Source organism: Acidovorax sp. Leaf160, assembly GCF_001424265.1.
Taxonomy (GTDB): Bacteria; Pseudomonadota; Gammaproteobacteria; order Burkholderiales; family Burkholderiaceae_C; genus Paracidovorax.
This window is the reverse complement of record NZ_LMOV01000002.1, coordinates 195,655-222,060: the sequence shown is the minus strand read 5'-3', so window position 1 is coordinate 222,060 and position 26,406 is coordinate 195,655. Positions and strand designations below refer to the sequence as shown.

Genomic DNA, 26,406 nt, shown 5'->3' with positions numbered 1-26,406 from the left:
TAGCGTGTAGTCGCGCTGCGTCCGTTTGACACTCGATTCCATGACTCCTGCCCTTTGTGCAAGGCCCAGGTGTCAACTCTGGGTAGGACGGGTCAAAGCAAGCAAAAAAGCGCCCTCCCGGGCGCTTTTTTATTGGTGCATCCATTCGTGCGGAACGCGCGCAAGGCTCGCGATCTACAGGTGGAAGTGCCCAGCCGCCTCGGGCTGATACAGCACCTGGAGGATCGAGATATGCCGCGTCCTTCCGCCGACCCGCCACGCAAAGGAGTCGCCAGCCTTGCAGCCGAGGATTGCTGTGCCTACTTCGGAACACACCGATAGCTTGCCGGTGGCCGGGTCCTCCTCATCCGGGTACACCAGCACCACCTCGACGCTCTGACCATCCATTTGTACTAAAGCTCTGGAATTGAGCGTCACCACGTCGGCCGTGACATTCTCACTTCGCACCACGATGGCCCGCGCCACCTCGTACTCGAGATCAACCACCGAGGCTTCGTGCTCCTCCATGAGTTCCGTCAGCCGCCCCTTGTCGATCTCGGTAATGAAAATTTCCGAGGACCCAAGGAACATGCCGGTCCCCAAAAGCGCGCGATAGCGCTCCGCTGTCATTGACAGCGACGTCAGCAACGGCGTTTCACAGGCATGCGAAAAACCGCATCCCAGAAACGCTTTCAAAGAGCGGATGTTTTCCGGCTGAATCTTCGCGATGAGCGTTTTCACCCGCATCTCCATGAAGGCCAGCTTCATGCCTTGATGGATCGCGCTGGTGCCAAGGCGGCGGCCCCAGTTTTCCCGGTCGCCGATGACCGTCACCATCTCGCAGTGGGATGGCGCATTCACGAGTCGCACGAAGCCCACCGGCCTGTCCCGCCTGTCGAAGGCCATGAAGAAGCGGCCTCCGTGATTGAACACGTGGGTGAGGATAGGCAGGTGTACCCGGCTGAGCGCCCGCCCGATGGACGCGGAGACGTCGCGGGAGTCGGCCAAATAGCGGATGACAGCCTCGTTATCCAGCCAATGCATCACCTGCAGGGCATCGGAGCGGGTGATTTCCGGACACAAAGAAACGAAGGGCTGGCTCATCTTCACCACAGTTGGTTGCAAGGATGAAAGCCTCTCATGGCGCGGGCCGTGCCGGTTCTTTCCTGGAGCGACGATTCTAGGATGCCCGCCAAAGCGCACCCGCGCAGTGCGGCATTGAGCAAGACGGCTTTGGAACCACGCTTCCGTGTGGGACAGGGCCGCAGTTTCACCTGCAAGCAGCGCATACGATGGACAGCGTGCTGCCCGTATGAAAACATCCCCCGCCATGGGTGTTGCGGACTTGGATTTGGGTGCACTGGAGCTGTCGTGGGTCGCGCCGAAAGGCTTGCTGCTGAGCGCGAGCAGCCGGCAGAGCGCAGCGACGACCCGCTCTGGGAACGAAGGCTCGTCCACATCCAGCACTGCTCCGACCATCGGCGTGGCGACCTGGCAGCAGGCCACCACGATACCGACCCCACCTTCGATATCCGGCGCCCGGCGGAGTCCGCCCCTAACAGGTTCGAGGATTTGCCTCGCGACCACCGCGGGCGTTGGGCCCGAGTTGATCGTGACCCGCAAACCCTTCCCCACCCGTTCCCACACCAAGGCCCCCACGCATGACCGAAGCGCTTCGCACGATTGGAAACCACGGCATCGTGGGTGATCTGGAGACGGTGGCGCTGGTCGCGCGCGACGGCGCCATCGACTATTTTTGCTGGCCAACCCTGGACAGTCCCACCGTCTTCGCGGACCTGCTGGACCCAGGCCGGGGTGGCGCTTTCGAGATCGAGCCTGAGCTGACGGATCCACGCCACCTCCAGCTGTACGTGCCCGACACCAACGTGCTGGTCACGCGCTGGATGGGCGCAGAGGGCAGCGCGGAAGTGATGGACTGGATGCCGCAGCCCGAAGCGCGCCAGCGCAGCGGCCACTGCGCGCGCGGGCTGGTCCGGCGCCTGACGGTGACCAGCGGAACGGTGACCTTCGACGTGCGTTGCGCCCCTCGCTTCGACTACGCCCGGCAGATCCCGAAGGCCGACGCGATCGAAGGAGGTGTGCGCTTTGGGGCTGGCGATATCGCGCTCAACCTGTTCTCGTCGCTCGCACTCGATGCGCAGGAGGGCAGCGCCCACGCGCGAGTCACGCTGAGCAAGGGGCAGAGCGCCTGGTTCGTCATCGGCGACCAGGCGATGCCCTGCCCTGACGACGATGCCATTCAAGAGCAGCTGGATGCCACGACCCATGCCTGGCGCGCGTGGCACGCCACATCCACCTACACCGGGCGCTGGCGCGAACAGGTGCTGCGCTCTGCGCTGACGTTGAAACTGCTGACCTCTGCCCGCCATGGGTCGATTGCAGCCGCTGCGACCTTCTCGCTGCCCGAAGCCGAAGGCTGGGAGCGCAACTGGGACTACCGCGCCACCTGGATCCGGGACGCGTCCTTCACCGTGTACGCGTTTCTTCGCCTGGGCTTCACCGACGAAGCGAATCACTTCAATCATTGGGTGGGCGCACGCGTGGTGGGCGCGGACCGCGACAACCCGTTGCAGATCATGTATGCGCTCGACGGGTCGGCCACGGCCGAGGAACAGGAGCTGACGCACATGGCCGGCTATGCGGGCAGCCGGCCCGTGCGGATCGGCAACGCCGCGCACAAGCAGACGCAGCTCGACATCTTCGGGGAGCTGCTCGACAGCGCCTACCTCTCGAACAAGTATGGCGATCCGATCCACTACCAAGGGTGGCAGCACGTCCGCACCATCGTCGACTACGTGATCGAGCACTGGAACGAGCCGGATGCGGGCATCTGGGAGATGCGTTCGGAGCCGCGCCACTTCCTGCATTCCCGGGTGATGTGCTGGGTGGCGCTGGACCGCGCGATCCGCCTGGCGAAGAAGCGTTCGCTGCCCGCGCCGTTGGTGGCCTGGGCCGAGACGCGCGATGAGATCGTGGCCGACATCTGGGCCAACTTCCGCCACCCGGAACACGGCTACTTCGTGCAGGAGCGCGGCGGCACGGAGCTGGACGCGGCGCTGCTGATGATGCCGCTGGTCCGGTTCGTGTCCTCCACCGACCCCGTCTGGCTCAAGACGCTGGAAGCCATTGGCGAGCAGCTCTGCGACGACGGCCTCGTCTACCGCTATCGCGTCGACGACGGACTGGGCGGGCAGGAAGGCGCGTTCACCACCTGCACGTTCTGGTACACGGAGTGCCTCGCCCGGGCGGGCCGACTGGACGAAGCACGCGTGCATCTGGCAAAGGGCCTCGCCTACGCCAACCACTTGGGACTGTTTGCCGAGGAGGTCGATATGCGCGGCCTGCCGCTCGGCAACTTTCCTCAGGCGCTCAGCCATTTGGCATTCATCAGCGCCGCTTACTTTCTGGACCGGCAACTGGACCCAAGCTACCGGCCGATCTGGCAGCCTTGAGAATCGTGGAGCGGGCGAGAAGCCATCTCTCGCGCGCAGGGCCTGGCTTGGCGTAGCGTGGCGTGGGGGAACCTTGCGGAGCGCCCACACGCGCCGTAGTCCGGCGCCTACGCGCCGTGGCGACAAGCACTTGCATGGCCATGGTGCAGTGCAGCAGACGATGGTATCCACATCATGCTGGACCACAGTCTCACCACCATTGCTGCTCCGCCGCCTCTTGCTGGCGTGGCGGAACACCTTCGCCAGTATGAAAAGCTCGGCGCCCATTGTTCGGGTCATGGCACAGACTTCGCAGTCTGGGCGCCCAACGCCACCCACGTCGAACTCATAGGCTCTTTCAGCCGCTGGCAGCCGCAGCCGATGCAACGTGCAGGCGACGGGTCCGGCCGCTGGACGGCGCATGTCAGCAATGCGCGCCACGGCGACTTCTACAAGTACCGCGTCCACGGCGCCGATGGCCGGTGCGTGGACAAGGCGGACCCGTACGCCACCCGCTCCGAGCTGGCGCCCGGCACCGCGTCGCAGATCTGGAACCTGGAGTACTCCTGGAACGACTCCGCCTGGATGCAGTCCCGCGCGGAACGGCAAGCCCTCGCCGCGCCCATCTCCATCTATGAGGTGCATCTGGGCTCGTGGCAGCGCGATGACGATGGGCGCTTTCTGAATTACCGCGACATCGGTCAGCGACTGGCGGCGCATTGCGAGGCCATGGGCTTCACCCATGTCGAGTTGATGCCGGTGTCCGAGCACCCCTTCTACGGATCGTGGGGCTACCAGACGACGGGATATTTTTCGCCCACTGCCCGCTACGGCGAGCCGCAGGATCTGATGCAGCTGGTGGACACGCTCCATCAGCATGGCATTGGCGTGATGATGGACTGGGTGGCGTCGCACTTCCCCGCCGATGCCCACGGGCTGGCGCGGTTCGACGGCACCTCCCTGTACGAACACGAAGATCCCCGGCAAGGCTTCCACCCCGAATGGAACAGCCTGATCTTCAACTACGGCCGCTTCGAGGTGCGCGACTTCCTGATCGGCAACGCGCTCTTCTGGCTGGAGAAGTACCACTTCGACGCGATCCGCGTGGATGCGGTGTCCTCCATGCTGTACCTGGACTTCTCTCGCAAGCCGGGCGAATGGATTCCCAACCAGGATGGCGGCAACCAGAACTGGGACGCCGTGCGCTTCCTGCAGGATCTGAACAAGACGGTCTATGCGGCGTTTCCGGACGTGCAGGTGATCGCCGAGGAATCGACGGCCTGGGCGGGCGTCTGCCGCCCGGTACACGACGGCGGCCTGGGCTTCGGCATGAAGTGGAACATGGGCTGGATGAACGACACGCTGCGCTACATGCAGCGGCAGCACATCCACCGCGGCTGGCACGGCGACGACATCCGGTTTTCCGCGGTCTATGCCTTCGACGAGAACTTCGTGCTCGCGCTTTCGCACGACGAGGTGGTCTACGGCAAGCACAGCCTGCTGATGAAGCAGCCCGGCGATGAGTGGCAACGCTTCGCCGGCTTGCGCACCCTGTACGGAATGATGTGGTCCCACCCCGGCAAGAAGCTGCTCTTCATGGGCGGCGAGTTTGGCCAGATCGAGGAGTGGCACCACGAGCGAACGCTGGACTGGCACCTGTGGGGGCAGTCTCGCCATGCGGGCTTGGCGCGCTGGGTGGTGGACCTCAACGCGCTGTACCGGCAGTCTCCTGCGCTCCACGCCACCGACTTCGACCGCGGTGGCTTCCGCTGGGCCAGCCTGTCGATGCCCGATGCAACCGTGCTCGCCTTCTTCCGCCAGTGCGGCGAAGAGGTGGTGCTGGCCATCCACAACCTCACCCCCCGCCCATTGCACGGCCAGCAGGTCCAGGTGCCCACCGCAGGCATCTGGCGCGAGGCCCTCAACAGCGACGCGGCCTGCTACGGCGGCAGCGGGGTGGGCAACGCCGGCGGCGTCCGTGCCACCGCAGTCTCGAACGATTCGTGGGCCATCACTGTGACGCTGCCCCCGCTTTCCACCCTTTTGTTCACCAACCTGCCCGCCCGGGCTTGATTCAACCGGAGTTTCCCCATGTCTCGCACACGCAATGTCCTCGCCATCGTGATGGCCGGAGGCGAAGGGTCCCGTCTCCACCCCCTGACCGCAGAGCGCTGCAAGCCTGCGGTGCCGTTCAACGGCAAGCACCGCATCGTCGATTTCGTGCTGTCCAACCTGGTGAACTCCGAGATCTATTCGATCTACCTGCTGGTGCAGTACAAGTCGCAGTCGCTCATCGAGCACATCCGCCAGTCGTGGACGATGACCCGCTTCATCCCCGAGCATTTCGTGACCGTGGTGCCCCCGCAGATGCGCAACGGCCCGGAATGGTTCCAAGGCACGGCCGACTCGGTCTACCAGAACATCCACCTGATCGAGTCGTTCCAGCCCGACATCGTGGCGGTGTTCGGTGCGGACCACATCTACCGGATGGACGTCCGTCAGATGGTGGATTTCCACGTTGCCAACAACGCCCATGTCAGCGTGGCCACCCTGCCGGTGCCCCTCTCGCAGACGAACCAGTTCGGCATCGTGGACATCGACTCGAACCATCGCATCCGCAACTTCGTCGAGAAGCCTGCCACGACCGAGCCGATGCCCGGCAGCTCCACACACGCGCTCGCATCGATGGGCAACTACCTCTTCAATGCGGACGTGCTGCTCGAAGAATTGAAGAAGGCGCATGCCACCGGTCACAGCGACTTCGGCCGCGACATTCTGCCGACCATGCTGCAGTCGCACCGCCTGATGGCCTACGACTTCACCACCAACGAGATCCCTGGCACCGAGCCCTACGAAGAGCATGCCTACTGGCGCGATGTGGGCACCATCGACGCCTACTTCGACGCGCATTTCGACACGCTGGGCGCGACGCCGCGCTTTCGCATGACCAACCGCCAGTGGCCGATCTATGCCAGCCCGGACCAGGCCGAGTCGGCCCAGATCGAGGACGGCGTGATCCACCGCTCGGTGGTGGGTTCCGGCAGCATCGTGGACGGAGCCATGCTGGACCACGCGATGCTGCGACGGTCCGTGCTGGTCGAACGCAACGCACGCCTGCAGCACTGCATCGTGATGGAGCGTTCGCGCATCGGACACGGCGCGCAGATCCGTCGCGCCATCATCGACCAGGACAACGACATTCCGCCGAACGAGCGCATCGGCTTCGACCTGGAGGCCGATCGTGCGCGCTTCCCGGTGACGCCCAGCGGCATCGTGGTCGTGCCCCGTTCCTACTTCCCGCCCAAGCGGGGCGCTGCCGTGGTGACCGGAAACGGCACGGAAGACGGCAAGCTGAACATGGCCCCCGCAGCAGCGGCCGTCAAGCCCGTGGCGGAGCTGACCGCATGACCACGTTGATGATGAGAGCCGACCTCAGCCCCAGTTCCTCGCCAGGCAAGAGCAGCCGACGTACGCGCACCACGCGCTACGTTGCGGAGCGCGGGCGCCCGTGGCCGCTGGGCGCGACCGCCGACCGCAACGGCGTGAACTTCGCCGTGTACTCCAGCATTGCCGACCGCGTGGAAATCTGCCTGTACGGCGACGACGACCGCGAGCTGCAGCGCATCGTGCTGCCCGCGCTGATCGACGATGTCTGGCATGGCTTCGTTCCCGGCTTGAAATCAGGCCAGCGATACGGGCTGCGTGTGCATGGCCCCTATGCACCGCAGGCAGGCCAGCGTTGCAACCCGGCCAAGCTGTTGATGGACCCTTACGCCCGCGGCCTCGACCGCAAGGTGGTGGGAGCGATCGACCAGTTCGGTTACGCGGTGGGCCAGGAAGAGGAAGACCTGGTCATCGGCGACGTGGACAACGGCGCGACGGCAGCGAAGTCGCTGGTCGTGCGCTCACGATTCGACTGGGGCGACGACCAGCCGCCTCGCATCGCGCCGGAAGACACTGTGTTCTACGAAGTCCACGTCAAAGGCTTCACGCAGACGATGCCCGATGTGCCCGAGGCGCTGCGCGGTACCTACGCGGGACTGGCGTCTGCCCCGGCGATCGCGCATCTGAAGAAGGTGGGCGTGACGAGCGTCGAATTGCTGCCGGTACAGGCGTTCATCGACGACCAGCGGCTCGTCGAACTCGGCCTGGCCAACTACTGGGGCTACAACACGGTCGGGTTCTTCGCACCCGAGCCGCGATACGCCGCCAATGGAGCGGACGGCGGCGTCGACGAATTCAAGGCGATGGTAAAGGCGCTGCACGCCGAAGGCATCGAAGTGATCCTGGACGTGGTCTACAACCACACCGGCGAAGGCAACCACCTCGGCCCTACGCTGAGCCTCAAGGGCATCGACAACGCGGCCTACTACCGCCTGTCGGAAGACCCACGTTTCTGCGTGGACTACACCGGCACCGGCAACACGGTGGACACCAGCAGCCCCCCTGCCCTGCGCCTGGTGCTGGACAGCCTCCGCTACTGGGTGACGGAAATGCACGTGGATGGCTTCCGTTTCGACCTGGCATCCGCGCTCGGGCGGGACACGGTCGGCGCCTATACGTGGCGCGCTCCTTTCTTTGCCGCCATCGCACAAGACCCGGTGCTCTCCCGCGTGAAACTGATTGCCGAGCCCTGGGATCTCGGTCCGGACGGCTACCAGCTGGGGGGCTTCCCCACCGGCTGGATGGAATGGAATGGCCGCTACCGCGATGCCGTGCGCGACTACTGGGCCAACGCAGACGCCAGTCTGCCGGCGCTGGCCGCATGCATCTGCGGCTCGGCCGACATGCTGGAGCCGCGCCGCCGCCGCCCCACGGCCAGCGTGAACCTGGTGACGGTGCACGATGGCTTCACCCTGGCCGACCTGGTGAGCTACAACGAGAAGCACAACGACGCAAACGGCGAAGGTGGCAACGACGGCGAGAACCACAACCGGGGCTGGAACTGCGGGGCGGAAGGTGATACCGACGACCCGGAGATCATCGCTCTGCGGGCTCGCCAGACGCGCAACTTCCTGACCACACTGTTCCTCTCGCACGGCACCCCCCTGCTGCTGGGCGGGGACGAGGTGGCCCGCACGCAAGGCGGCAACAACAATGGCTACTGCCAGGACTCCGCCCTGTCGTGGTACGACTGGGAACGCTCCACGCAGCCTTTCGCGCAGGATCTGCAAGCCTTCACGGCCGCGCTGATCGAGCTGCGGCGGTCGCTGCCTGTGGTGCGGCTCAGCGAATGGCCCCACCACGGCGTGGGCTCCCCCGCGCTGGTCACCATCGAATGGCGCAGCGTCTGGGGCCTGAGCATGAGTCCGGAAGAATGGAACGACCCGGCCGTGCGCTGCGTGGCAGCGGTGATGGAGAGTCGCGTGGCCGAGGAGGATTCCGTCATGCTCCTGTTCAACTCGTCGGGTGACGAAACCACGTTCACGCTGCCTGCGGAACCTGCGGGTCGCTCGTGGCAGGTGCGGCTGGACACCCGCGACGGCGTCGTCACTGCGAAGGACGCCACCGAGGCGCGCCGCATCGATGCCGGAGGGCAGTTGACGTTGCTGGCCCACTCCATGGCGGTGCTCACCGGCGCTCCCGCACACACAGACGGCACGGGTAGCGCTCAGGACGCTCGATGACCACGCGGCATGACATGCCATTCGGTGAACGGCCTCTCGCTTCGGGCGAGAGGCTGTTTTCCCTTTGGGCGCCTGCCGCACGGAGCGTTGCCTTGCTGTACCCGGCCTCCGACGACCTTGCCCAGGCGGAGCCTGCGCTCGTGCCGATGCCCGCGCAGCGCGCGCCAGACGGCTGGTGGCATGCCCGCCCACCGATGTCGCCTGCAGGAACCCCGTACCAATGGCAGATCGACGGATCGCTGACGGTGCCGGATCCCGCCTCCCGCCACAACCCGCACGGCCCGCACCGGCCCAGCCGGGTGACCGACCCGGACGGCTATGCCTGGCGCTGTGCCGACTGGAAAGGCCGCCCGTGGCCGGAGCTGGTGTTCTACGAACTGCATATGGGCAGCTTCACCCCCGAAGGCACCTATGCCGCCGCGGCCCGGCACCTGCCCCGGCTGGCCGCCCTGGGTTTCACGGCGATCGAGGTGATGCCGCTTGCCACCTTCGGTGGCGACTGGGGTTGGGGCTACGACGGTGTACTGCCTTATGCCCCCCACCCTGCATACGGAACGCCTGACGAGCTGAAACGGTTCGTGGACGACGCGCACGCGCTGGGTCTCAGCGTCTTTCTCGACGTCGTCTACAACCACTTCGGGCCCGACGGCAACTATCTGAACGCCTACGCCCCGGCGTTTTTTTCGTGCATCCACGACAGCCCCTGGGGCTCCGCGATCAACTTTGACCAGGCGGGCAGCCAGATGGTGCGGTCGTTCTTCACGCACAACGCGCTTTACTGGCTGGAGGAGTTCCGGATCGACGGTCTTCGGCTCGACGCCGTCCATGCCATCGTGGACGAGAGCAGCCCGGACATCCTGGAGCACATCAGCACCGAGGCTCGGGCATTCGCCCGGCGCGCGGGCCGGCACGTCCACCTGATGCTGGAAAACGACCACAACCAGCCGAGCCGGCTCACCGACCAGCATGCGCCCGGGCAGTACGACGGACAGTGGAACGACGACTTCCACCACGCCCTGCACGTGACGTTGACGGGCGAGACCCAGGGCTACTACGCCAAGTTCGGCAACGATCCGGTCGCGCTGCTCGCCCGCGTGCTCACCCACGGCTTCGCATTCCCCGACACGGATCTGGACCCCGCCGCACGTCCACCATCGCCGCAGCCGGTCGTGCTGTCTTCGATGGTGAACTTCATGGGCAACCATGACCAGATCGGCAACCGTGCGGTCGGCGAGAGGCTGGCCCACCTGATTCCAGCACCTGCTGCCGAGGTGGCGCTCCTGCTCTCGCTGTTGACCCCCGCCACGCCCATGGTGTTCATGGGCGATGAATTCGATGCGTCCACGCCATTCCTCTATTTCGCGAACTGGGAAGGTGAGCTGCGCGCAGCGGTGCGGGCCGGGCGCCAGAAGGAGTTCAGCCACGCGGTGCCGGAGGGCGAGGAGTTGCCAGATCCCTGCGCCGTGAGTTCGCTGCACGCCAGCCAATTGCGATGGGAGGAAGCCGGCCAGCCGCAAGGCGCCGCGCGCAGCGGGCTGCTCCAGCAGGCGCTGCAGGCGCGACGCTCGTGGCTGGTGCCGCTCGCGTCCCAGCTGAAAACGGGTGGCCACACCTCAGAACGGGTGGCGCCACAGGCCCTCCGTGTGCAGTGGCACTACGCCGGCAGCACCACGCTGCGGCTGGAATTGAACCTGGGTGAAGACCCGGTCGATGTGGTGCCGGTGGGCCTGCCCGCTGACTGCCGAAGTACCGAAGTCTTCGCGCTGCGGCGCCCGTCCGATGACAGTGTCTGGGCACCGTGGTCCGCCCGATGGACATTGATCTCCGCCGCCGCTTGACGGCGGCCTTGCCGTTTCGAATCATTTGACCTTCTGATGCAATCACCTCCCGACGACCTGATCCAGCAAGCCCGCCGCGCCGGCATCGCGACAGCCTTCACCGATTTCTGGGGGGCGTCGGTTCATGTTCCGGAGGCGGTGCTGGCGCAGGCACTGTCTTCCATGGGTGCGCACACGGTGCCCGGCAAACCCTCGCCCTGGATCGTGACGGAAGGATCACCCGCGACGCTGGTCCTCGATACTTCGCAGCCCTGGAGCCTGATGGCGGCTGACGGTGGACCGGAGAGCGAACTGGCGCACGGCCACAGTGACCAAGTGCAGTTGCCGGACACACTGGCCGCAGGCTACTACCACTTGCGGACCCCGTCGGGGGCGCGCCTGGTCATCGTGGCGCCGGCAACCTGCTGGATTCCGGAAGGACTGGCGCACGGCCAGCGCTGGTGGGGCGTGACGGCCCAGATGTATTCGCTGCGCTCCGCCACGAGCTGGGGCATTGGCGACTTCACCGACCTGGCGGCGTTGGCGGGAACGGCGGCAGCCCATGGCGCGGCCTTCCTCGGCGTGAGCCCGATCCATGCCTTGCGGCCGGACACGCCGGACCGCGCCAGCCCCTACAGCCCCAGCAGCCGGCTGGCCCTGAACGTCCTGCATATCGACGTGACCGCAGTGCCGGGGTTTCACCGCAGCCAGGCGGTGAAGGATCTGGTCAACGACAGCAGCTTCCAGCAGCGGCTGACCGCCGTGCAGGCCAGCGGCACGGTGCTGTATGCGGAGGTGGCGGCCTTGAAGGAGGCCGCTCTGGCGCGGCTCTGGGAAGACTTCCGCAGCCAGGAACTCCTGCTTGGCACCGACCGCGGGCGCGCTTTTGAAACCTTTGCCGAGAAGCACCGGAACACGCTGGGGCTGCACGCTCTCTTCGAGGCCATCCAGCTGACGCTGCACGCCGCCGATGCGGCGGTCTGGGGCTGGCCTGCCTGGCCCGCCGAACTGCAGGATCCGTCGGGCGCCGCCGCCCAGGCCTTCGCCGCCGACCATGCGCAGCTGGTGTCACAGCGCCTCTGGCTGCAGTGGGTGGCCCATGAGCAACTGGGGCATGCGGCACGACGGGCGCGCGCGGTGATGCCGCTCGGGCTCTACTGCGACCTGGCGGTCGGGTCGAGCGACGGTGGATCGGAGACCTGGATCCATCCGGGGCTCTACGCACGGGGCATGAACATTGGCGCCCCGCCCGACCCGCTCAGCCTGCAGGGGCAGGACTGGGGTTTGCCACCCATCAATCCGGTCGCTTTGCAGGACGCCGACTTCCTGCCGCTGCGCGAATTGATCGCCACGCTGATGCGAGATGCCGGTGCCGTGCGCATGGACCATGTCATGGGTTTGATGCGCCTGTATTGGCAGGGCCAGGGCGGCGGCACCTACGTGCAGTACCCGCTCGATGCGCAACTGGCGGTCCTGCGGGTCGAAAGCCATCGCCATCGCTGCATGGTGATCGGCGAAGACCTGGGCAATGTCGCGCCGGCCATGCGTGAGGCCATGGCCCGCCATGACCTTTTCTCCTACCGTCCGCTGATATTCGAGCGCCTGGAAGGGGGAGCCTTCAAGCCGCCCGGCGAATGGAGCCGGCAGGCCCTGGCCGTCGTCACCACCCACGACCTGCCCACCCTGGCCGGCTTCTGGGCGGCGGATGACATCGCCACCCATCGGCGGCTGGGTTGGCTGGGCGAGGGCGACGACCAGGTGCGCGCGCTGCTCGCCCGAGCGCAGGACCGCACCCAGCTACTGGCTGCCTTGCACCACGCCGGACTGCTGCCCGAAGGCATCACCATGGACGCCCAGTCCGCACCGCAAATGACGCCCGAGCTTTCGGCAGCGGTGCATGGCTTCTTGGCGACCACGGCCAGCCAGCTGGTGGGCGTGCAGCTGGAGGATCTGACCGGGCAGCTGCACCAGCCGAACGTGCCCGGCACCACCGAAGACATGCACCCCAACTGGCGTCAGCGCATGGCCGTTCCGCTGGAGCAGCTCGCCGCCAGCCCGTACTTCGTCGCCATCACCCAGGCGCTGCACGCCGAACGTGCGCTGGCTGTCTCGCCGTCGCCCACCGCGCTTGCGCCAGAGGCGCCCCTGGATTCCGCGGATGTGCCGCTGGCAACCTACCGGGTCCAGATGCACGCCGGCTTCACCTTCAACGATGCGACGGCGGTGCTGCCCTACCTGCATGCGCTGGGCATCAGCCACCTCTACACCTCGCCCTACCTGCAGGCGGCCAAGGGCAGCACGCACGGCTACGACGTGGTGGACCCCGCGCGCATCAACAGCGAGATCGGAACGGATGCCGAGCACGCGGCGATGTGCGGGGCGCTGAAATCGCTCGGCATGGGCCATCTGCTGGACACCGTGCCCAATCACATGGGCATCGACGACCCCGGCAATTGCTGGTGGCACGACGTGCTGGAGCACGGCCAGGCGTCGGCGCATGCGGCCACCTTCGACATCGAGTGGAACCCGCCCACACCGCAGACCGGGCACCGCGTGCTGTTGCCGGTGCTGGGCGACCACTACGGCAAGGTCCTGGAGGCCGGGGAGCTGCAGATCCGCTTCGACGAAGGCAGCGGCAAGCTGGTTCTCGCCTACTGGGAACGGCAGCTTCCTCTTGATCCACGGTCGTTCGCCACGGTGCTGGGGGGCATGCCGCTGCCCGTGGCCGGTGCCGAGGTGTCCGCGTCCGTGCTGTCCGACCTCGAATCGATCATTCACGCATTCGCGTCGCTGCCGCCCCAAACCACCAGCGATGCGCAGCTGAAGTCGGCCCGGCTGCGCGATGCCCCGCTGCTCTGCCAACGGCTCGCCCGGCTGGCCATCGCCCATGACTGGGTGGTGCAGTGGGTCGAGCGCTGCCTTTCGAAGATCAACGGCACGGCCGGCGAACCGGACAGCTACGCCGCGCTCGACGCGGTGCTGCAGGCGCAGGCCTACCGCCTGGCAGACTGGCGAGTCGCGGGCGACGACATCAATTACCGGCGCTTCTTCGACGTGAATTCGCTCGCCGCGATCCGCATGGAAGACCCGGCCGTCTTCGAGGCCGTGCATGCCCTGCCGCTGCGGTGGGCGGCGGAGGGCAAGCTGACCGGGCTGCGCATCGATCACCCGGACGGGCTGGCCGACCCAGCCCGCTACTTCGAGCAGTTGCAGCAACGCTACGCGTCCATCCAGGCGTCCCAGGGTGTCGAGGCCCCGCGGGCCCTGTACGTCCTGGTCGAAAAGATCATGGCCGATCATGAGCCGCTGCCCGCCGATTGGCGCGTGCACGGCGGCACCGGCTACCGCTTCAGCACCCTGGTCAATGGGCTGTTTGTCGATGCGGACGCCCAGGCCGAATTCGACACCCATTACGCAGAGTTCACAGGCGACACCCAGGCATTCGAAGAAGCAGGCTACGAGTGCAAGCGGCTCATCATCCAGAGCGCCCTGGCGTGCGATCTGAACTGGCTGGTTCACACGCTGAGCCAGATCACCCGCGTCGACCGCATGGTGTGCGACTTCACCCGCAACCAGCTTCGGCTGGCGCTGGTGGAAGTGGCCGCGTTTTTCCCGGTGTACCGCACCTACGTGGTGCCGGGCGCCAAGCCGCCCAGCGAAACCGACCGCCGCCACATCGCCTGGGCCGTCAGCGCCGCGCGGCGGCGCATCGGCACTTCGGAAGGCGGCGTGCTGGCGTATCTGCAGTCGGTGCTGCTGGGGGAGCCGGGCCCGGAGCCCGAGCTGCGGGCGCATTTCGTGCGCCGTTGGCAGCAGTTCACCGCTCCCGTGATGGCCAAGTCCATCGAAGACACGCTGTTCTATCGCTATACGCGGCTCGTGTCCTTGAACGACGTCGGCGCGGAGCCTCGGCGCTTCGGCCTGTCCATCGCCGCCTTCCATCAAGCCAACCTGCAGCGCGCGAAGCATCTTCCGCACAGCATGCTGGGCACCTCCACCCACGACAGCAAGCGATCGGAAGATGTCCGGGCGCGACTGAACGTGCTCTCCGAAATGCCGGGTGACTGGAAAGCGCTGGTGCACGATCTGGACGCCCTGGGGGCGCGCTTCACCAGCACGGTCGACGACGCAGAGGCTCCCAGCCGGCACGACTTGTGGAGCCTCTACCAGGCGATGGTGGGCATCTGGCCTGCGGACGGGTGCGAGGCGGAGAGTCGGAAATCCTTGCTGGATCGACTGCAAAAGTACATGGTCAAGGCCATGCGGGAGGCCAAGCTGGCGACGAACTGGCTGTTTCCGAACGAGGCTTACGAGGCCGCCGTGGCGCAGTACATCGAAAAGTGCCTGGCCACCGAGCGGTTCGTCACACGGCTCGAAGCATTCGTGCGAGAAGTCGCACCCCAGGGCTACCGAAACAGCCTGTGCCAGCTTGCCCTGAAACTGACAGTACCCGGCGTGCCGGACATCTACCAGGGCTGCGAGACGTGGAATTTTTCGCTGGTCGATCCCGACAACCGCCGTCCGGTGGACTACGCGCCACTGGCGGAATCGCTGCGGTCGGCCCAGGCCCTGTACGCCGGCCGCTTCCCGACACAGCAAGAGTGGAACGACGTGCTCGGGACGCAGAGCGCGATGCCTCCCCTGGCCAAACAGCTCGTCGCATGGCGCCTGCTGCAGTTGCGCCATCGTTATGCTGCGCTGTGCCGGCAGTCGACATACCTGCCGCTGCCGGTGACTGCAGATGACGAAGCGGGCCCTCATGCGCTCGCTTTCGCCCGCATCCGCGATGCCGATGCCTTCGTGGTGATCACCACCCGGGTCATGAGCCGGTTCGACGGCCGCTGGGGCGAGGCGTGCATCGATGTGGCGGCCGCCCACCCCGCCCTGGCCCGCGTTCATCGGTGGATGAACTGGCTGACGGGAGACGAGATCGACTCCCATGGAGCCCCGTGGAAGCTGCAGTCGCTGTTCGGGCAGACCCCAGAACGCGCTCCATTGCCGTTCTCCGTCTGGGTTCCAGTACAAAGCGAAGCATGAAGATTCTGTTCGTCACGCCCGAGTGCGCTCCCCTCGTCAAAACCGGCGGCCTCGGTGACGTCGCCGCCGCGTTGCCCAAGGCTCTGCGCATGCTGGGCCATGAAGTCGTCACCTTGATGCCGGCCTACGGGGGCATGCAGCCGGGCGGAACCTTGCAGCGCGTCATCGCCCTCCCCCGCACGGCCCGCTGGCCCGATGCCCAGCTGCTGGAGGTCGTGCAGCCGAGTGGCGAACACTTTCTGTTTCTGTCCTGCCCCTATGCGTTTGGTGACGTGAAGTCGCCTTATGGTCCGTCGGGTGCAGGAGCACCTGGCCACGCGGCGGTCCCCTTCGGCCTGCTGTCTCACGTTGCAGCGCTCATCGGCACGCAGCGCAGCCCCACAGGCTGGCAGGCGGAAATCGTGCACGCCAATGACTGGCCTTGCGGGCTGGCGCCGCTCTACCTGCAGGCAGAACGTTCGGCGGGTGGTAGCTCGGTTGCGCGCAGCGTGATGACCATCCACAACCTGGCGTTCCAGGGCGTCTTCCCCATCGAAGCCACTGACCTGCTAAATGTGGCGCCGCCCTACCGCGGTGTGGAAGGCGTCGAGTTCTGGGGCCAGCTGTCGATGTTGAAGGCCGGCCTGCAACAAGCGGACGCCATCACCACCGTCAGCCCCACCTATGCCCGAGAGATCCAGCAGCCTGCGCTCGGCTTCGGGCTGGATGGCGTGCTGCGGGCACGCAGCCACCAACTCCACGGCTTGCTCAACGGCATCGACACCGAGGTCTGGAACCCTTGCTCCGATGGGCTGATCGCCGAGCGCTACGACGTGGACGACTTGGCAGGAAAAGCGAAGAACCGTGCTGCCCTGAGAAAACGCGCAGGGTTGCCTGACAGCAAGCAGCCTCTGCTGGGTCTGATCGGGCGCCTGACGGAGCAAAAAGGCGTGGATCTCATCATCGCTGGCGCACCGCGACTGCTTGCGAAGGGCTTCCAGCTCGTCGTGCTCGGCAAGGGCGATGCGCGCCTGGAAGATGCGCTGCTGCAGCTGGCTGCGGCCTATCCCCGCCAGGTTCACGTGACCCTGGGTTTCGACGAGTCGCTGGCCCACCAGATCGAGGCCGGCGCCGACAGTTTTCTGATGCCCTCCCGTTTTGAGCCCTGCGGCTTGAACCAGATGTACAGCCAGGCCTACGGCACACCGCCGGTGGTGACCGCCACCGGAGGCTTGGCAGACACCGTGGCAGATGTGACCCGGTTTCCCGACGATGGCACGGGCTTCGTCATGCCGCGGGCCGACCAGGCTTCGTTCGACCAGGCGATGGACCACTTGCTGCGTTTGTGGGGCAATCCGCGCGCTTGGCAGACTCTGCAGCGGCGTGGGATGCAGCGCGACTTCGGCTGGGGCAACGCGGCTCGGCAGTATGTGGATCTGTACGCGGCGTTGGTGCGCACCACGGCGTCGGCCCACTGAAAAGACCCACCTCAGGGTCGGTCCGGCTCTGCTGCGCTGATGAACCCCGGGGATCGAGCAAGCGGGCACTCGGCAGGCTGGCAGATCCGGAGCGGCGACGAACTCGCATGGCATCCAGACCGGTCGCGAGTGCAGCCCCACAATACCGGCATGGACCACCACATCTACGAACACCTCGTCCAGGCGCTCCAGGCGCACTGGAAGACCCACTCCAGCGCATACCCGCAAAAGTTCGTTCTGAGTCCCGATCAGTCCAGAACGCTGGACGACGCCCGTGATGCGCTGGGCCTCGCGATCACCGGGAAGCCGGTACCGCGCGGCAGCCCGTTCATGGACGTGCCGATCGAGGTGAGCCCGGCCAGCGCGGGGGAGATGATCGCGCACGACGGCACCGCATCGTTGCTGGCTGAATACAAACTGCCGGAAGCCCGCAAGAAGTGAGCGTGCCCGCACGGCAGGCCCGACATCGCCAGGCACGACTGGTCACGGTACCCCGCTGAATCGACGCAGCCGGAACGGACCCGGTTCTGCAACCCGGCCCGGCCACTGGCGGCCGGAGATGGAGACGACGTGGCAGTTGCAGCCCGGGTGCAGGGCATGTCAGACCAACCGGGACACATGGCCGCGCAACGGGGGCCTCAGCACTGGTACAGAAAGACAACACAGCTACAACTTCGATAGCTTTTCTGACTTCGCCAGTGAGGGCCTGAATTGCGCGTGCGGGTGATGCCGCAAAGCGGAAACCCAAGCGATCCCAAAGCAATAACAGGGGTCCGCGCGTCGAAGATGGCCGATCCCGCATGCAACCGCGCCGTGTGATTCGAGCGCGCGCTCTAAAGCTCAGCACTTTCCGCAGGATAGAATATGTGAATGAATGTGAACTAGTGTTCAAATTTTCTTTATTCACCTCTTACCGTCCAACCCCTCCCCGAGTTGACAGCAGTCGATAGCGATGGCTACCAAGGCTGTGGGATACCGCAACACATAGGGGCAGCTACGCCCGGCTGGAGTGACTCCGTGAACAAGTTCAACATCTCGACCCGTTTGGTGGCGTTGCTCGCAACCCTCTGCATGTTCGTAGCCATCGTGGGCGCAATGGGACTGTCGGGCCTGAGCCGTGCCAACCAGGGCCTGAAAACGGTCTATGAAGATCGCGTGGTGCCGCTCAACGAAATCAAGATCGTGGCGGACAGATACGCGGTCAGCATCGTCGATGCCGCGCACAAAGTCCGCGATGGCTCTATGACTGCAGCCCAAGGGGTTCAGTCGATTCAGGAGGCCCGCAAGGACATCGAAACCCAGTGGGGAACCTACCTCCAGACCAAGTTGCTGCCTGAGGAATTGCGGCTAGCCGACCAACTGAAGCCGTTGCGCGTGAAGGCCGATGCAGCCACCGATAGATTGCTGGAGCTCTTCCGGTCGAATGATCTGGCCGGGGTCGCAGCCTTCGCGGCGAAAGACATGTATCCCGCGATGGACCCGCTGCAGACGTTCTGTCTCAATTGATGAGCATCCAGCTGACGCAAGCCAAAGCAGAATACGACGCGGCCGCTGCCAGCTATGACACCATCAGGGCCGTCGTCCTCGTTTCGCTGGTCACTGCCGTACTGCTCGCTGCGCTCATCGGCGGCGCGATGATCCGCCAGATCTCGAGCTCGTTGAACGCGGCGGTGCAGGTCACCGCAACGGTAGCTCGAGGCGATCTCACTCCCGAGATTGCAGTCAATGGCCAGGACGAAATCGCCCGACTGATGGCAGGTTTGGCCTCGATGAGAGACAACCTGACCGACGTCGTCACAGGCGTGCGTGGCAACGCCCAGGGCGTTTCCTCGGCGAGTTCGCAGATCGCCGCAGGCAACACCGACCTCTCCAGCCGCACGGAAGAGCAAGCCAGCGCACTGCAGCAGACCGCCGCGTCGATGGAGGAGCTCAGCTCCACGGTGCGGCAGAACGCCGACCATGCGCACAGGGCCAATGCACTCGCGCGCGAAGCGGCGACCGTTGCTGGTCAGGGCGGGCAGGTGGTGGCGGAAGTGGTTGAAACCATGAAGGGCATCAACGAGAGCAGCAAGAAGATCGCCGACATCATCGGTGTCATCGATGGCATCTCCTTCCAGACAAACATACTGGCCTTGAATGCTGCAGTGGAGGCGGCCAGAGCGGGCGAGCAAGGACGAGGGTTCGCGGTCGTGGCGACTGAAGTGCGCAGTCTGGCCCAACGCAGTGCGACTGCTGCAAAGGAAATCAAGGAACTGATCAGCGCCAGCGTGCAAAGGGTGGAACAGGGCTCGGCCCTGGTCGACAAGGCCGGCACCACCATGCTGCAAGTGGTTTCCTCCATCCGCAGCGTGACTGAGATCATGGGAGAGATCAGCACCGCAAGCACTGAGCAAGGTCAGGGCGTCACCCAGGTGGGAGAGGCCATCACCCAGATGGACCAGGTGACTCAGCAGAACGCTGCGCTCGTCGAGGAAATGGCAGCGGCAGCCGGAAGCCTGAGCCATCAAGCGAAGGCCTTGGTGGAAGCGGTGGAAGTCTTCAAACTCCCGGCTGACAAGTTGGCGCTGACCAGCCCGGCGCGGCCCCTGCCTGCGACCCTTGCGCTTCGACCCGCGTAATCGCTGATGAGGCTAGGGCGTGTCATCAAATGAGCCAGACGACAGCGGCAGCCAGATGGATGGCACCCAGGAAGGCCGCAGCGGTCTTGTCGTAGCGGGTGGCAATGGCGCGGTATTGCTTGAGCCGAGCGAAGAAGTTCTCGATCAGGTGGCTCGCCTTGTACAGATGTTGGTCGTACTCGCGCTGCTGCTTGCGCGTGCGGATGCTGGGGATGACCACGGCCTTGCCAGCTTTGAGCAAGGGATCGACCACCCTCTGCTGGGCGTCGTACGCCTTGTCGGCGATGACCATGCGTGCCTTGATGCCCCGCAGCAGGACGTCCGCACCGTCCAGATCCGAGGCCTGCCCCGGCGTGAGCAGAAAGCCCGTGGGGTTGCCCAACGCATCCACCGTGGCGTGGATCTTGGTGCTCAGGCCTCCTCGGCTGCGGCCGATGGCTTGTGCCGAGCCCCCCCTTTGGCACCGCTGCCGTGCTGGTGCGCTCGCACGATGGTCGAGTCGATCATGGCGTACTCGTTGTCCGCGTCCTGGGCCAGGGCCTGGTAAACACGCTGCCACACACCGCTGCGGCTCCATCGCATATGGCGCAAATGCACGACGCGAAAATCGCCGAAGCGCTCGGGCAGGTCGCGCCAGGCAATGCCGGCGCGGTAGCGATAGAGCACCGCATCGACGAACAGCCGGTTGTCCTTGGCGGGGGCTCCAACGTGTCCGGCCCTGCCGGGCAGCAGCTCTTGGATTTGGCTCCATTGGCGATCTGTCAGGGCATATCTGCGACTCATGCTCCTGATAACGGAGCATCCATCAGATTTGATGACACGCCCTAGGAGCCGACCGGCCGCCGGCATCGCCCTGCCGGTAGAGACATTGCTCCCTCCACGCGGCGCACTGCGCTGCGGGTATTCCGATAGTCTGCAAGTGCGTCGGCGGATCCGGGCTGAAAGGCCGCGATGTGCTCCACCCGCATGTGCTTGCTGACCAGTTCGTCGCTGGTGGCTTGGTTCTGCAACTGCTCAATCCAAACACCGGAACGCCGGGCCCGCACGTAGCTCGCGCCGACGGGCCAGTGTCCGAGAGCAGGTCTGGCCGTGATCAGTGATGCGAATGGAAGGCCTCCCCTTCTCTCGTCGCAGCGCGCACGTTGGCTACCTGATTGCCTGCGGTTTTGAAACCGGGCATGTGGACGGCGCCATGCAGCCGAGAGCCGCGCAGCCGTGCTCCGGTTGCGCAGCCTTATTGATCTCGGCAGAGCGTTCGTTGGAAATTCCGGCGTCTTACGCTGCGGCCAAAGCAACCAACAGCCGGCGCTGCCGCTGGATGAGAAGGGTCCACACACCGCCCCGAGTGCGGCCTGCCGGTTCCTTCAACTTTCGGGGCCGCCCGTGGCACACGAGGCGCACGCTGGCGGGAATGAGGGGTTGCATCAGCTCTGGATCGGCGGCGATCTCGTGCGCGAGTTGGCCACAGCCAGCTGCTGGAGATGCACACGAGCCCGGCAGTCAAGGCCCAGGTTTGTGGCCGTCCGCGCGGAGTGAGACGCGAGGCCCTTTGAGCACATGCTTCCACCGTGTGAACAAAACAGAAAAGCCGCTACAACCTTGAAAGTTGTAGCGGCTTCATTTACTTGGGGTGGCTGATGGGGCTCGAACCCACGACAACAGGAATCACAAGTTCATCCATCGACGTAGAGCTGGCGCGGCCTGGCGCCCGATTGGTGGGAAATTTGCGATGCATCTGAATCACGGTATATGGAATTTAGGGGATATCGCATCCCACGGAATCGCCGTGATCTGAAGAACGAATTGAAGGCGGCCCGGATTTCGGCCGTCGGCGAACAGTGCAAGCTCATAATTTCCGTATGCCCAGTCTCACGCTCATGGACGTCCAGCCTTACCTGACACCCGCCGTAGCGCTCATAGGCGCTATGTCTGCCAGTTTCATTGCATGGAGATTTGGTTCCATCCAAGCAGACATCGCTCGGCAGCAAGCCAGAACTGCGCAGAACAAACTCAAGCTGGATTTGTTCGATAAGCGGGTGGCTGTCTACAACGCGATTGCCGAGTACATCAACCTGTCTCCGGAATCTGTAGCGGAACGAGGCGGTATGGGAGACTACATCCCGCGATTCGCTCCCGTGAAGTGGCTGTTCGACGAAAAGATTGCCGATTGGTTGTACGGTGAACTTTTGCCGCAGGTGGCGATTTACCACTTAGAAGGCGCGATGCTGGTGTTTGTAAATGGGCACCCGGTGGACATGCAGCAGTACACGAAGTTCAACGACATGGGTGCTGCACTGCAGGATCAGCATCTTCAGCTCGCCAACTTGTTCCGTCCATATCTGCAGTTAGAGCACGGGCCCTCTACGTGATTGGACGCTGACAAGCGACTAGCGCCGCCAGCAACTCCCCCTCATACCCCTGTAGCCGTTCAATCTTCGCCGTGCCATAAGGGTGGTGCGGCGCAGGCTCAACTCACAGGGCTGAGGCATTTACTGCTGAATGCGTATCGGAGGAACGACTTGGGCTGGAAGTCCAATCGAGGCAGGCGTTACAGGGGTCAACTCCCAACCTTGCTGGGTACTTGAGCTGGCGGTACAGCCGGTTGAAGCGTTGTCGATACCCTGCGCAGCTACCGTGGTCGTAACGGCAGAGCCATCCGGCTGAATGCTTGACGCCACAGGAACCATCAGCGAGCTCTTGCTAAGGGAGTACACAGTCCACTTCGCATACTCGTAAGCGGGAACGTTATTGCCAGAGTTCAGCCAAGCGGTGCCGCTACACGTACCACCGCTAAATGCTGAGTAGTAGATCTGGGCGGGAGCATATGCCCCGGTCCACCGCAACGAAACCACATTCCCAGTTGTCGTGAGAATGTCGACGGTGTTTCGCGCTGCAGTGAGTACGGTCCCCAGCACGACGTTGTTGGCATCGACCAGTTTTGCGCTGGAGCCAGAGCCGGAAGGACCAGCAGGGCCTGCCACCCCCTGTGGGCCCTGAGCGCCGTCAGCCCCGGCTGGTCCAGCGGGGCCTGCTGGCCCTTGCACCCCCTGAGGCCCCTGCGGTCCAGCTGGGCCCTGGATGCCTGAACTTCCCGCAGCCCCCGCGGCGCCGATCGGACCTGCCGGGCCCTGTGGGCCAGCGGGTCCCGCTGCGCCGGTAGGGCCTGCAGGCCCCGCTGGACCAGCGGGCCCTGCCCCGACTCCCGCAGCGCAAGGACCGAGCTTTCCGGTAGCTGCGTCGAAACAAGTCAGGGTAGCGGCAGTTGCAGCACCGCCGATCGCCGGCAGAAACACATCGCCGTTGTCCTGGACGCGGAAACGTTCCTGATTCGCTGTTGCGCCCTTGACTACGAAGCCGCCGCCTTGCGGCACTGTAGCGGTGATGTCCGCTGCCATTGCGACGGTCGACAGCACCGCACTGCCAGCGATCAATGAACGGACCAGGGATGGGTTAAGCAGGTGCATTTGAGTCCTTTGTACTGAAGCGGCGGCGGTTGGCGAAGGCCAACACTCCAACGAGCGCTGAAAGCACCATCAAGCCGTATTCGCTCAAGGTGGGGATGGGTGAAGCAGTTCCGACGACCGGTGCTCCGATGGTCACACCCGGCTGGAGGGTGACGTTCGATCTCACTACCGTTGCGCCAGGAGCGACATTGATGATTGCAGGAGAGCCATCAGCTGTGACGATCGAAACAGGCGCGCTTGGCGTGCCCTGCAACGTCAAGGTGCCCGTTACCGTGATGGAAGTGCCAGTGGGAATCACGAGCCTACGGCCGGCGGTGCTTGCGAAAGAAAGGTTCGTGAAAGTCGTCGGACCGACGATTTTCGCGTCTCCAGCCCCACAGGAGTCCACAAATGCCACCGTGCCGGTGCCAGGGTCGAAGCTGCCCGCATTGCTAAAGGTGCCGCTGAGGCTAATGGTGCCCGTATCGCCGGCAACACTACCGCCGTTAACGAGAACATCCGTTGCGCCCTGCACTGTGGAGCCGCCGACCGTTAAAGCACCCTCCACCAAGACTGAAGTGCAACCGAGGTCTAGAGAACTACCAAAAACTGAAGTGTCAAACGATGAGCCCGGTGGCACGTAAAGGCCGGGGGCCGCACCTTGTGCGAACCCGACCGCACCGGTCAGCGTCAGGGTCAGGCACACGAAGCTGTTTCGAATTCTCATTTCGACCTTCGAAGGGTTGCGACAGGCGGTAACTCTAGCTTCGTTCTGTCAGCAGTGGTGACGCGTTACACGGGAATGGAACTAACGCTCTTCTAACGGCAGAGGTACGAAAGGTGTGGGACAGCGAACATGACACAGCACTCTTCAGTTTAAAAAACCCTGAGAGCTTTGCATCCGGGTGACGACCGACTTGACCTATCGCGCGGTCGCCCGGGGTGCATTCCGTACTCATCAATTTCCTACCCTCCTGCTACCCGCGGGTCGCTCTTTCGCTGGCTGCTGAAGCTGGTGCCCAGCCAGTACGCACCCACCACACCCAGCAGCGCCAGGATGGCCGTCACGATCTGGATCCGCAAAGTGTCGTTGTAGACCGCCGGGTGGACGAAGAGCATGTCCAAAAGGATCATCAGTGGCATCAGCAGGAAGCCTGCGGACACCCAGAACGCGGGATTGAGCCAGAAGCCTGGCGCGTTGGGCTGCAGGTAGGCGGCGTTGGCCTCCCGCGCTGCGGCGATGCCACCGCCCAGTTCTTCCAGGCGGAACCACTGCGCCTCGATGGCTGAGCGCACCAGCGCCGCCGCCTCCGGATCCGCCTTGATGGTTTCCATCAGCTCCTGCTCGTTGCGCGCGCCGATGGCCTCCTTGGCGGCGGACACGACCACCTCGGCTGCCTTGATGTTGCGCTCGGCCGTATCGGAGCCGGAACTGAAGATCTTGCCCAGCTTGGGCACCAGGTCGATGAGGGATGGCAGCACGGCTGAGACGAATGGGGTCACGGGAGCCTCCTGGGTGGTTGGGGTGATCGATGCGATGGGATTGATGGTGATGGCCGGCAACTCCGCCGAGTACGTGCCGCCTGCGTCCTCGTATTCCTGGCGGGCCCGGGCCATGGTCACCACGGGCTGGCCGTACGGGCTGCCCGGCAGGCTGGCCCACTCGCGCGCGCACTTGCGCACTGCGACTTCGAAGCGGCCGGCGATCACGTCGTCCAGGGCTTTGCGTCCCGTGATGAGCGCAACAGCGCCCAGGTCCTGATTCTTCGGGCTGAAGTCGGCGAAGCCGTACTGCTTGACCAGGCCGTCCCAGGTGCGCGAGAGGAACTGGTAGGCGCCGGCAGCCGTGCTGGTGATCGGGTTGCCGCCGAGCTTGCGCGTGATGGCCTGTCGCGGGTGGTCAGCGAAGCTGTCGAAGCGGCCGCCGCCGAACATCACGCGGTAGCCATCCTCCCCGGCCGTGCCCTCGCCGTGGCGCAGCATGCGCAGGAAGGCGCGCACGTTGCCGTGCGTCAGGGCTTCGACCAGCGCAATAGGGTCGTGGGTCGCCGTGGTCACTTACGGCTCCCCGGTTCCGCCGCGCGGCCGCGCAGGATGGCCAGGGATTCCTTGATGTCCTGATTGCTCTTGGCAAGATCAGCCACCTGGCCTTCAATTTTCTTCAGCGATTCCTTGGTGCTGTCGCGATCCTTGTCGGCCAGCGCTTCGACCATCGCAATGCGCCCGTCCTGCTTGACCTGGTCCTCGCGGTAGCCGCCGTAGGCCGTAGCCACGCCAATGATGAAGACCAGCGTCTGGATGATGGTCCCGGTGCTGACGGTAGGATCGAATTTCATGAGTCGGCGCGGGTTGGTGGTTGGGGTCGTGCGGGTCATGCTGGCCAGCCTCCGTTGATGTCGTATGCCTGGGCCTGCGCCAGGGTGGTCAGCGCATCGATGGCCTCGTGGTGGGCGCGCTCGGCGGAGAAGCAGGCCTGCACATGCAGCGCGATGGCGGCGGCCACGCTCTGCAGCTCGGCTAGCGTCAGCGACACCCAGCCCGATGCGGCCTTGAAGTCCACGCTGCTGACGCCCGCCAGCGCCGCGTTGGCGATCACCGTGGTGATGCGGTTCTGGTCTTCGGTCGTGCTGCCGATGCGCGTGCCGTCCGGGAAGGTCACGCCGCCTGTCTCGATCTCCCAGCGCCGAGCGGTGACAGCCGTCAGCAGGCGCGCTTTCTCGGTCGCCAGCAGCTCTGCGGACTCGGCGGCCTTGAGCTTGACCACCGTCCACTTCTGGCGCCACCCGTCGCCGTCCTTGATCGCCGACTCGACCAGCCGGTGCGTCGCAGGGTTGTATGCGGGCGGCTCGGCAGGCGCGGGCAGCGCGTACCCATCGCAGGGCTCGAAGGGGATCGGGTAGCACCACTCGGGATGACGCTCGCGGATCTGCGCCTCGCTGACCGGGTACTCGCCGGTTTCGGTGTTGACGTACATGG

At 64.9% G+C, this 26,406-nt stretch carries 16 protein-coding genes and 1 pseudogene; 11 read left to right on the top strand and 6 right to left on the bottom strand.

The features are described 5' to 3' along the window. Nucleotides 1-174: 174 nt before the first annotated feature. Nucleotides 175-1,602: a GNAT family N-acetyltransferase gene (locus ASF94_RS21960; RefSeq protein ID WP_369818624.1), complete on the bottom strand. Its 1,428-nt coding sequence runs from the start codon at nt 1,600-1,602 to the stop codon at nt 175-177. Nucleotides 1,603-1,640: 38 nt separating this feature from the next. Between ASF94_RS21960 and ASF94_RS03020 the strand changes: the two genes are divergently transcribed. From ASF94_RS03020 to ASF94_RS21915, 10 genes are all read left to right on the top strand, one after another. Next, entirely contained in the window at nt 1,641-3,452 is a 1,812-nt protein-coding gene (locus ASF94_RS03020) for a glycoside hydrolase family 15 protein (protein WP_056661346.1), read from the top strand. A gap of 174 nt (nt 3,453-3,626) precedes the next feature. Then, nucleotides 3,627-5,504 (top strand): 1,4-alpha-glucan branching protein GlgB, encoded by a 1,878-nt coding sequence (gene glgB, locus ASF94_RS03015; RefSeq protein ID WP_056661344.1) that lies wholly within the window; start codon nt 3,627-3,629, stop codon nt 5,502-5,504. An 18-nt stretch (nt 5,505-5,522) separates the two neighbouring features. Then, entirely contained in the window at nt 5,523-6,839 is a 1,317-nt protein-coding gene (locus ASF94_RS03010; protein WP_369818623.1) for a glucose-1-phosphate adenylyltransferase, read from the top strand. After that, a complete protein-coding gene (gene glgX, locus ASF94_RS03005) occupies nt 6,836-9,058 on the top strand; it encodes a glycogen debranching protein GlgX (protein WP_235505241.1) in 2,223 nt (740 codons plus the stop codon). Before ASF94_RS03010 ends, glgX begins: the two co-directional genes overlap by 4 nt. After that, a complete protein-coding gene (gene treZ, locus ASF94_RS03000; RefSeq protein WP_056661341.1) occupies nt 9,055-10,896 on the top strand; it encodes a malto-oligosyltrehalose trehalohydrolase in 1,842 nt (613 codons plus the stop codon). The genes glgX and treZ overlap by 4 nt, the downstream gene beginning before the upstream one ends. A 36-nt stretch (nt 10,897-10,932) precedes the next feature. Further along, the gene (gene treY / locus ASF94_RS02995) at nt 10,933-15,912 is read left to right on the top strand and encodes a malto-oligosyltrehalose synthase (RefSeq protein WP_056661339.1); all 4,980 of its coding nucleotides are present in this window, start codon (nt 10,933-10,935) and stop codon (nt 15,910-15,912) included. Beyond that, the gene (gene glgA / locus ASF94_RS02990) at nt 15,909-17,369 is read left to right on the top strand and encodes a glycogen synthase GlgA (RefSeq protein ID WP_056661336.1); all 1,461 of its coding nucleotides are present in this window, start codon (nt 15,909-15,911) and stop codon (nt 17,367-17,369) included. Before treY ends, glgA begins: the two co-directional genes overlap by 4 nt. Before the next feature lie 150 nt (nt 17,370-17,519). Next, the gene (locus tag ASF94_RS02985) at nt 17,520-17,810 is read left to right on the top strand and encodes a hypothetical protein (protein WP_156382409.1); all 291 of its coding nucleotides are present in this window, start codon (nt 17,520-17,522) and stop codon (nt 17,808-17,810) included. Between the two features lie 576 nt (nt 17,811-18,386). After that, entirely contained in the window at nt 18,387-18,875 is a 489-nt protein-coding gene (locus tag ASF94_RS21955; RefSeq protein ID WP_200933001.1) for a Tar ligand binding domain-containing protein, read from the top strand. Continuing rightward, on the top strand, nt 18,875-19,987 hold the full coding sequence (locus tag ASF94_RS21915; protein WP_200933000.1) for a methyl-accepting chemotaxis protein: 1,113 nt from the start codon (nt 18,875-18,877) through the stop codon (nt 19,985-19,987). Before ASF94_RS21955 ends, ASF94_RS21915 begins: the two co-directional genes overlap by 1 nt. 25 nt (nt 19,988-20,012) lie before the next feature. On the opposite strand, the pseudogene ASF94_RS20630 reads toward ASF94_RS21915, so the two are convergent. After that, nucleotides 20,013-20,770, bottom strand: a pseudogene (locus ASF94_RS20630) (IS5 family transposase). A 1,076-nt stretch (nt 20,771-21,846) separates the two neighbouring features. Here ASF94_RS20630 and ASF94_RS02965 point away from each other — a divergent pair. Beyond that, the gene (locus ASF94_RS02965; protein ID WP_056661329.1) at nt 21,847-22,356 is read left to right on the top strand and encodes a hypothetical protein; all 510 of its coding nucleotides are present in this window, start codon (nt 21,847-21,849) and stop codon (nt 22,354-22,356) included. Between the two features lie 1,081 nt (nt 22,357-23,437). Here ASF94_RS02965 and ASF94_RS20620 read toward each other — a convergent pair. The 4 genes from ASF94_RS20620 to ASF94_RS02950 all read right to left on the bottom strand — a co-directional run bounded on the left by ASF94_RS20620 (nt 23,438) and on the right by ASF94_RS02950 (nt 26,404). Continuing rightward, nucleotides 23,438-24,157, bottom strand: coding sequence for an IPTL-CTERM sorting domain-containing protein (locus ASF94_RS20620; RefSeq protein ID WP_082492945.1), 720 nt, complete (start codon nt 24,155-24,157; stop codon nt 23,438-23,440). 239 nt (nt 24,158-24,396) lie between these two features. Next, nucleotides 24,397-25,488: a glycoside hydrolase family 104 protein gene (locus tag ASF94_RS21510; RefSeq protein WP_082492944.1), complete on the bottom strand. Its 1,092-nt coding sequence runs from the start codon at nt 25,486-25,488 to the stop codon at nt 24,397-24,399. Further along, nucleotides 25,485-25,805, bottom strand: a complete 321-nt coding sequence (locus ASF94_RS02955; protein ID WP_056661327.1) for a hypothetical protein — start codon at nt 25,803-25,805, stop codon at nt 25,485-25,487. The genes ASF94_RS21510 and ASF94_RS02955 overlap by 4 nt, the downstream gene beginning before the upstream one ends. Then, a complete protein-coding gene (locus tag ASF94_RS02950; protein WP_056661324.1) occupies nt 25,802-26,404 on the bottom strand; it encodes a DUF4376 domain-containing protein in 603 nt (200 codons plus the stop codon). The genes ASF94_RS02955 and ASF94_RS02950 overlap by 4 nt, the downstream gene beginning before the upstream one ends. Nucleotides 26,405-26,406: the final 2 nt, after the last annotated feature.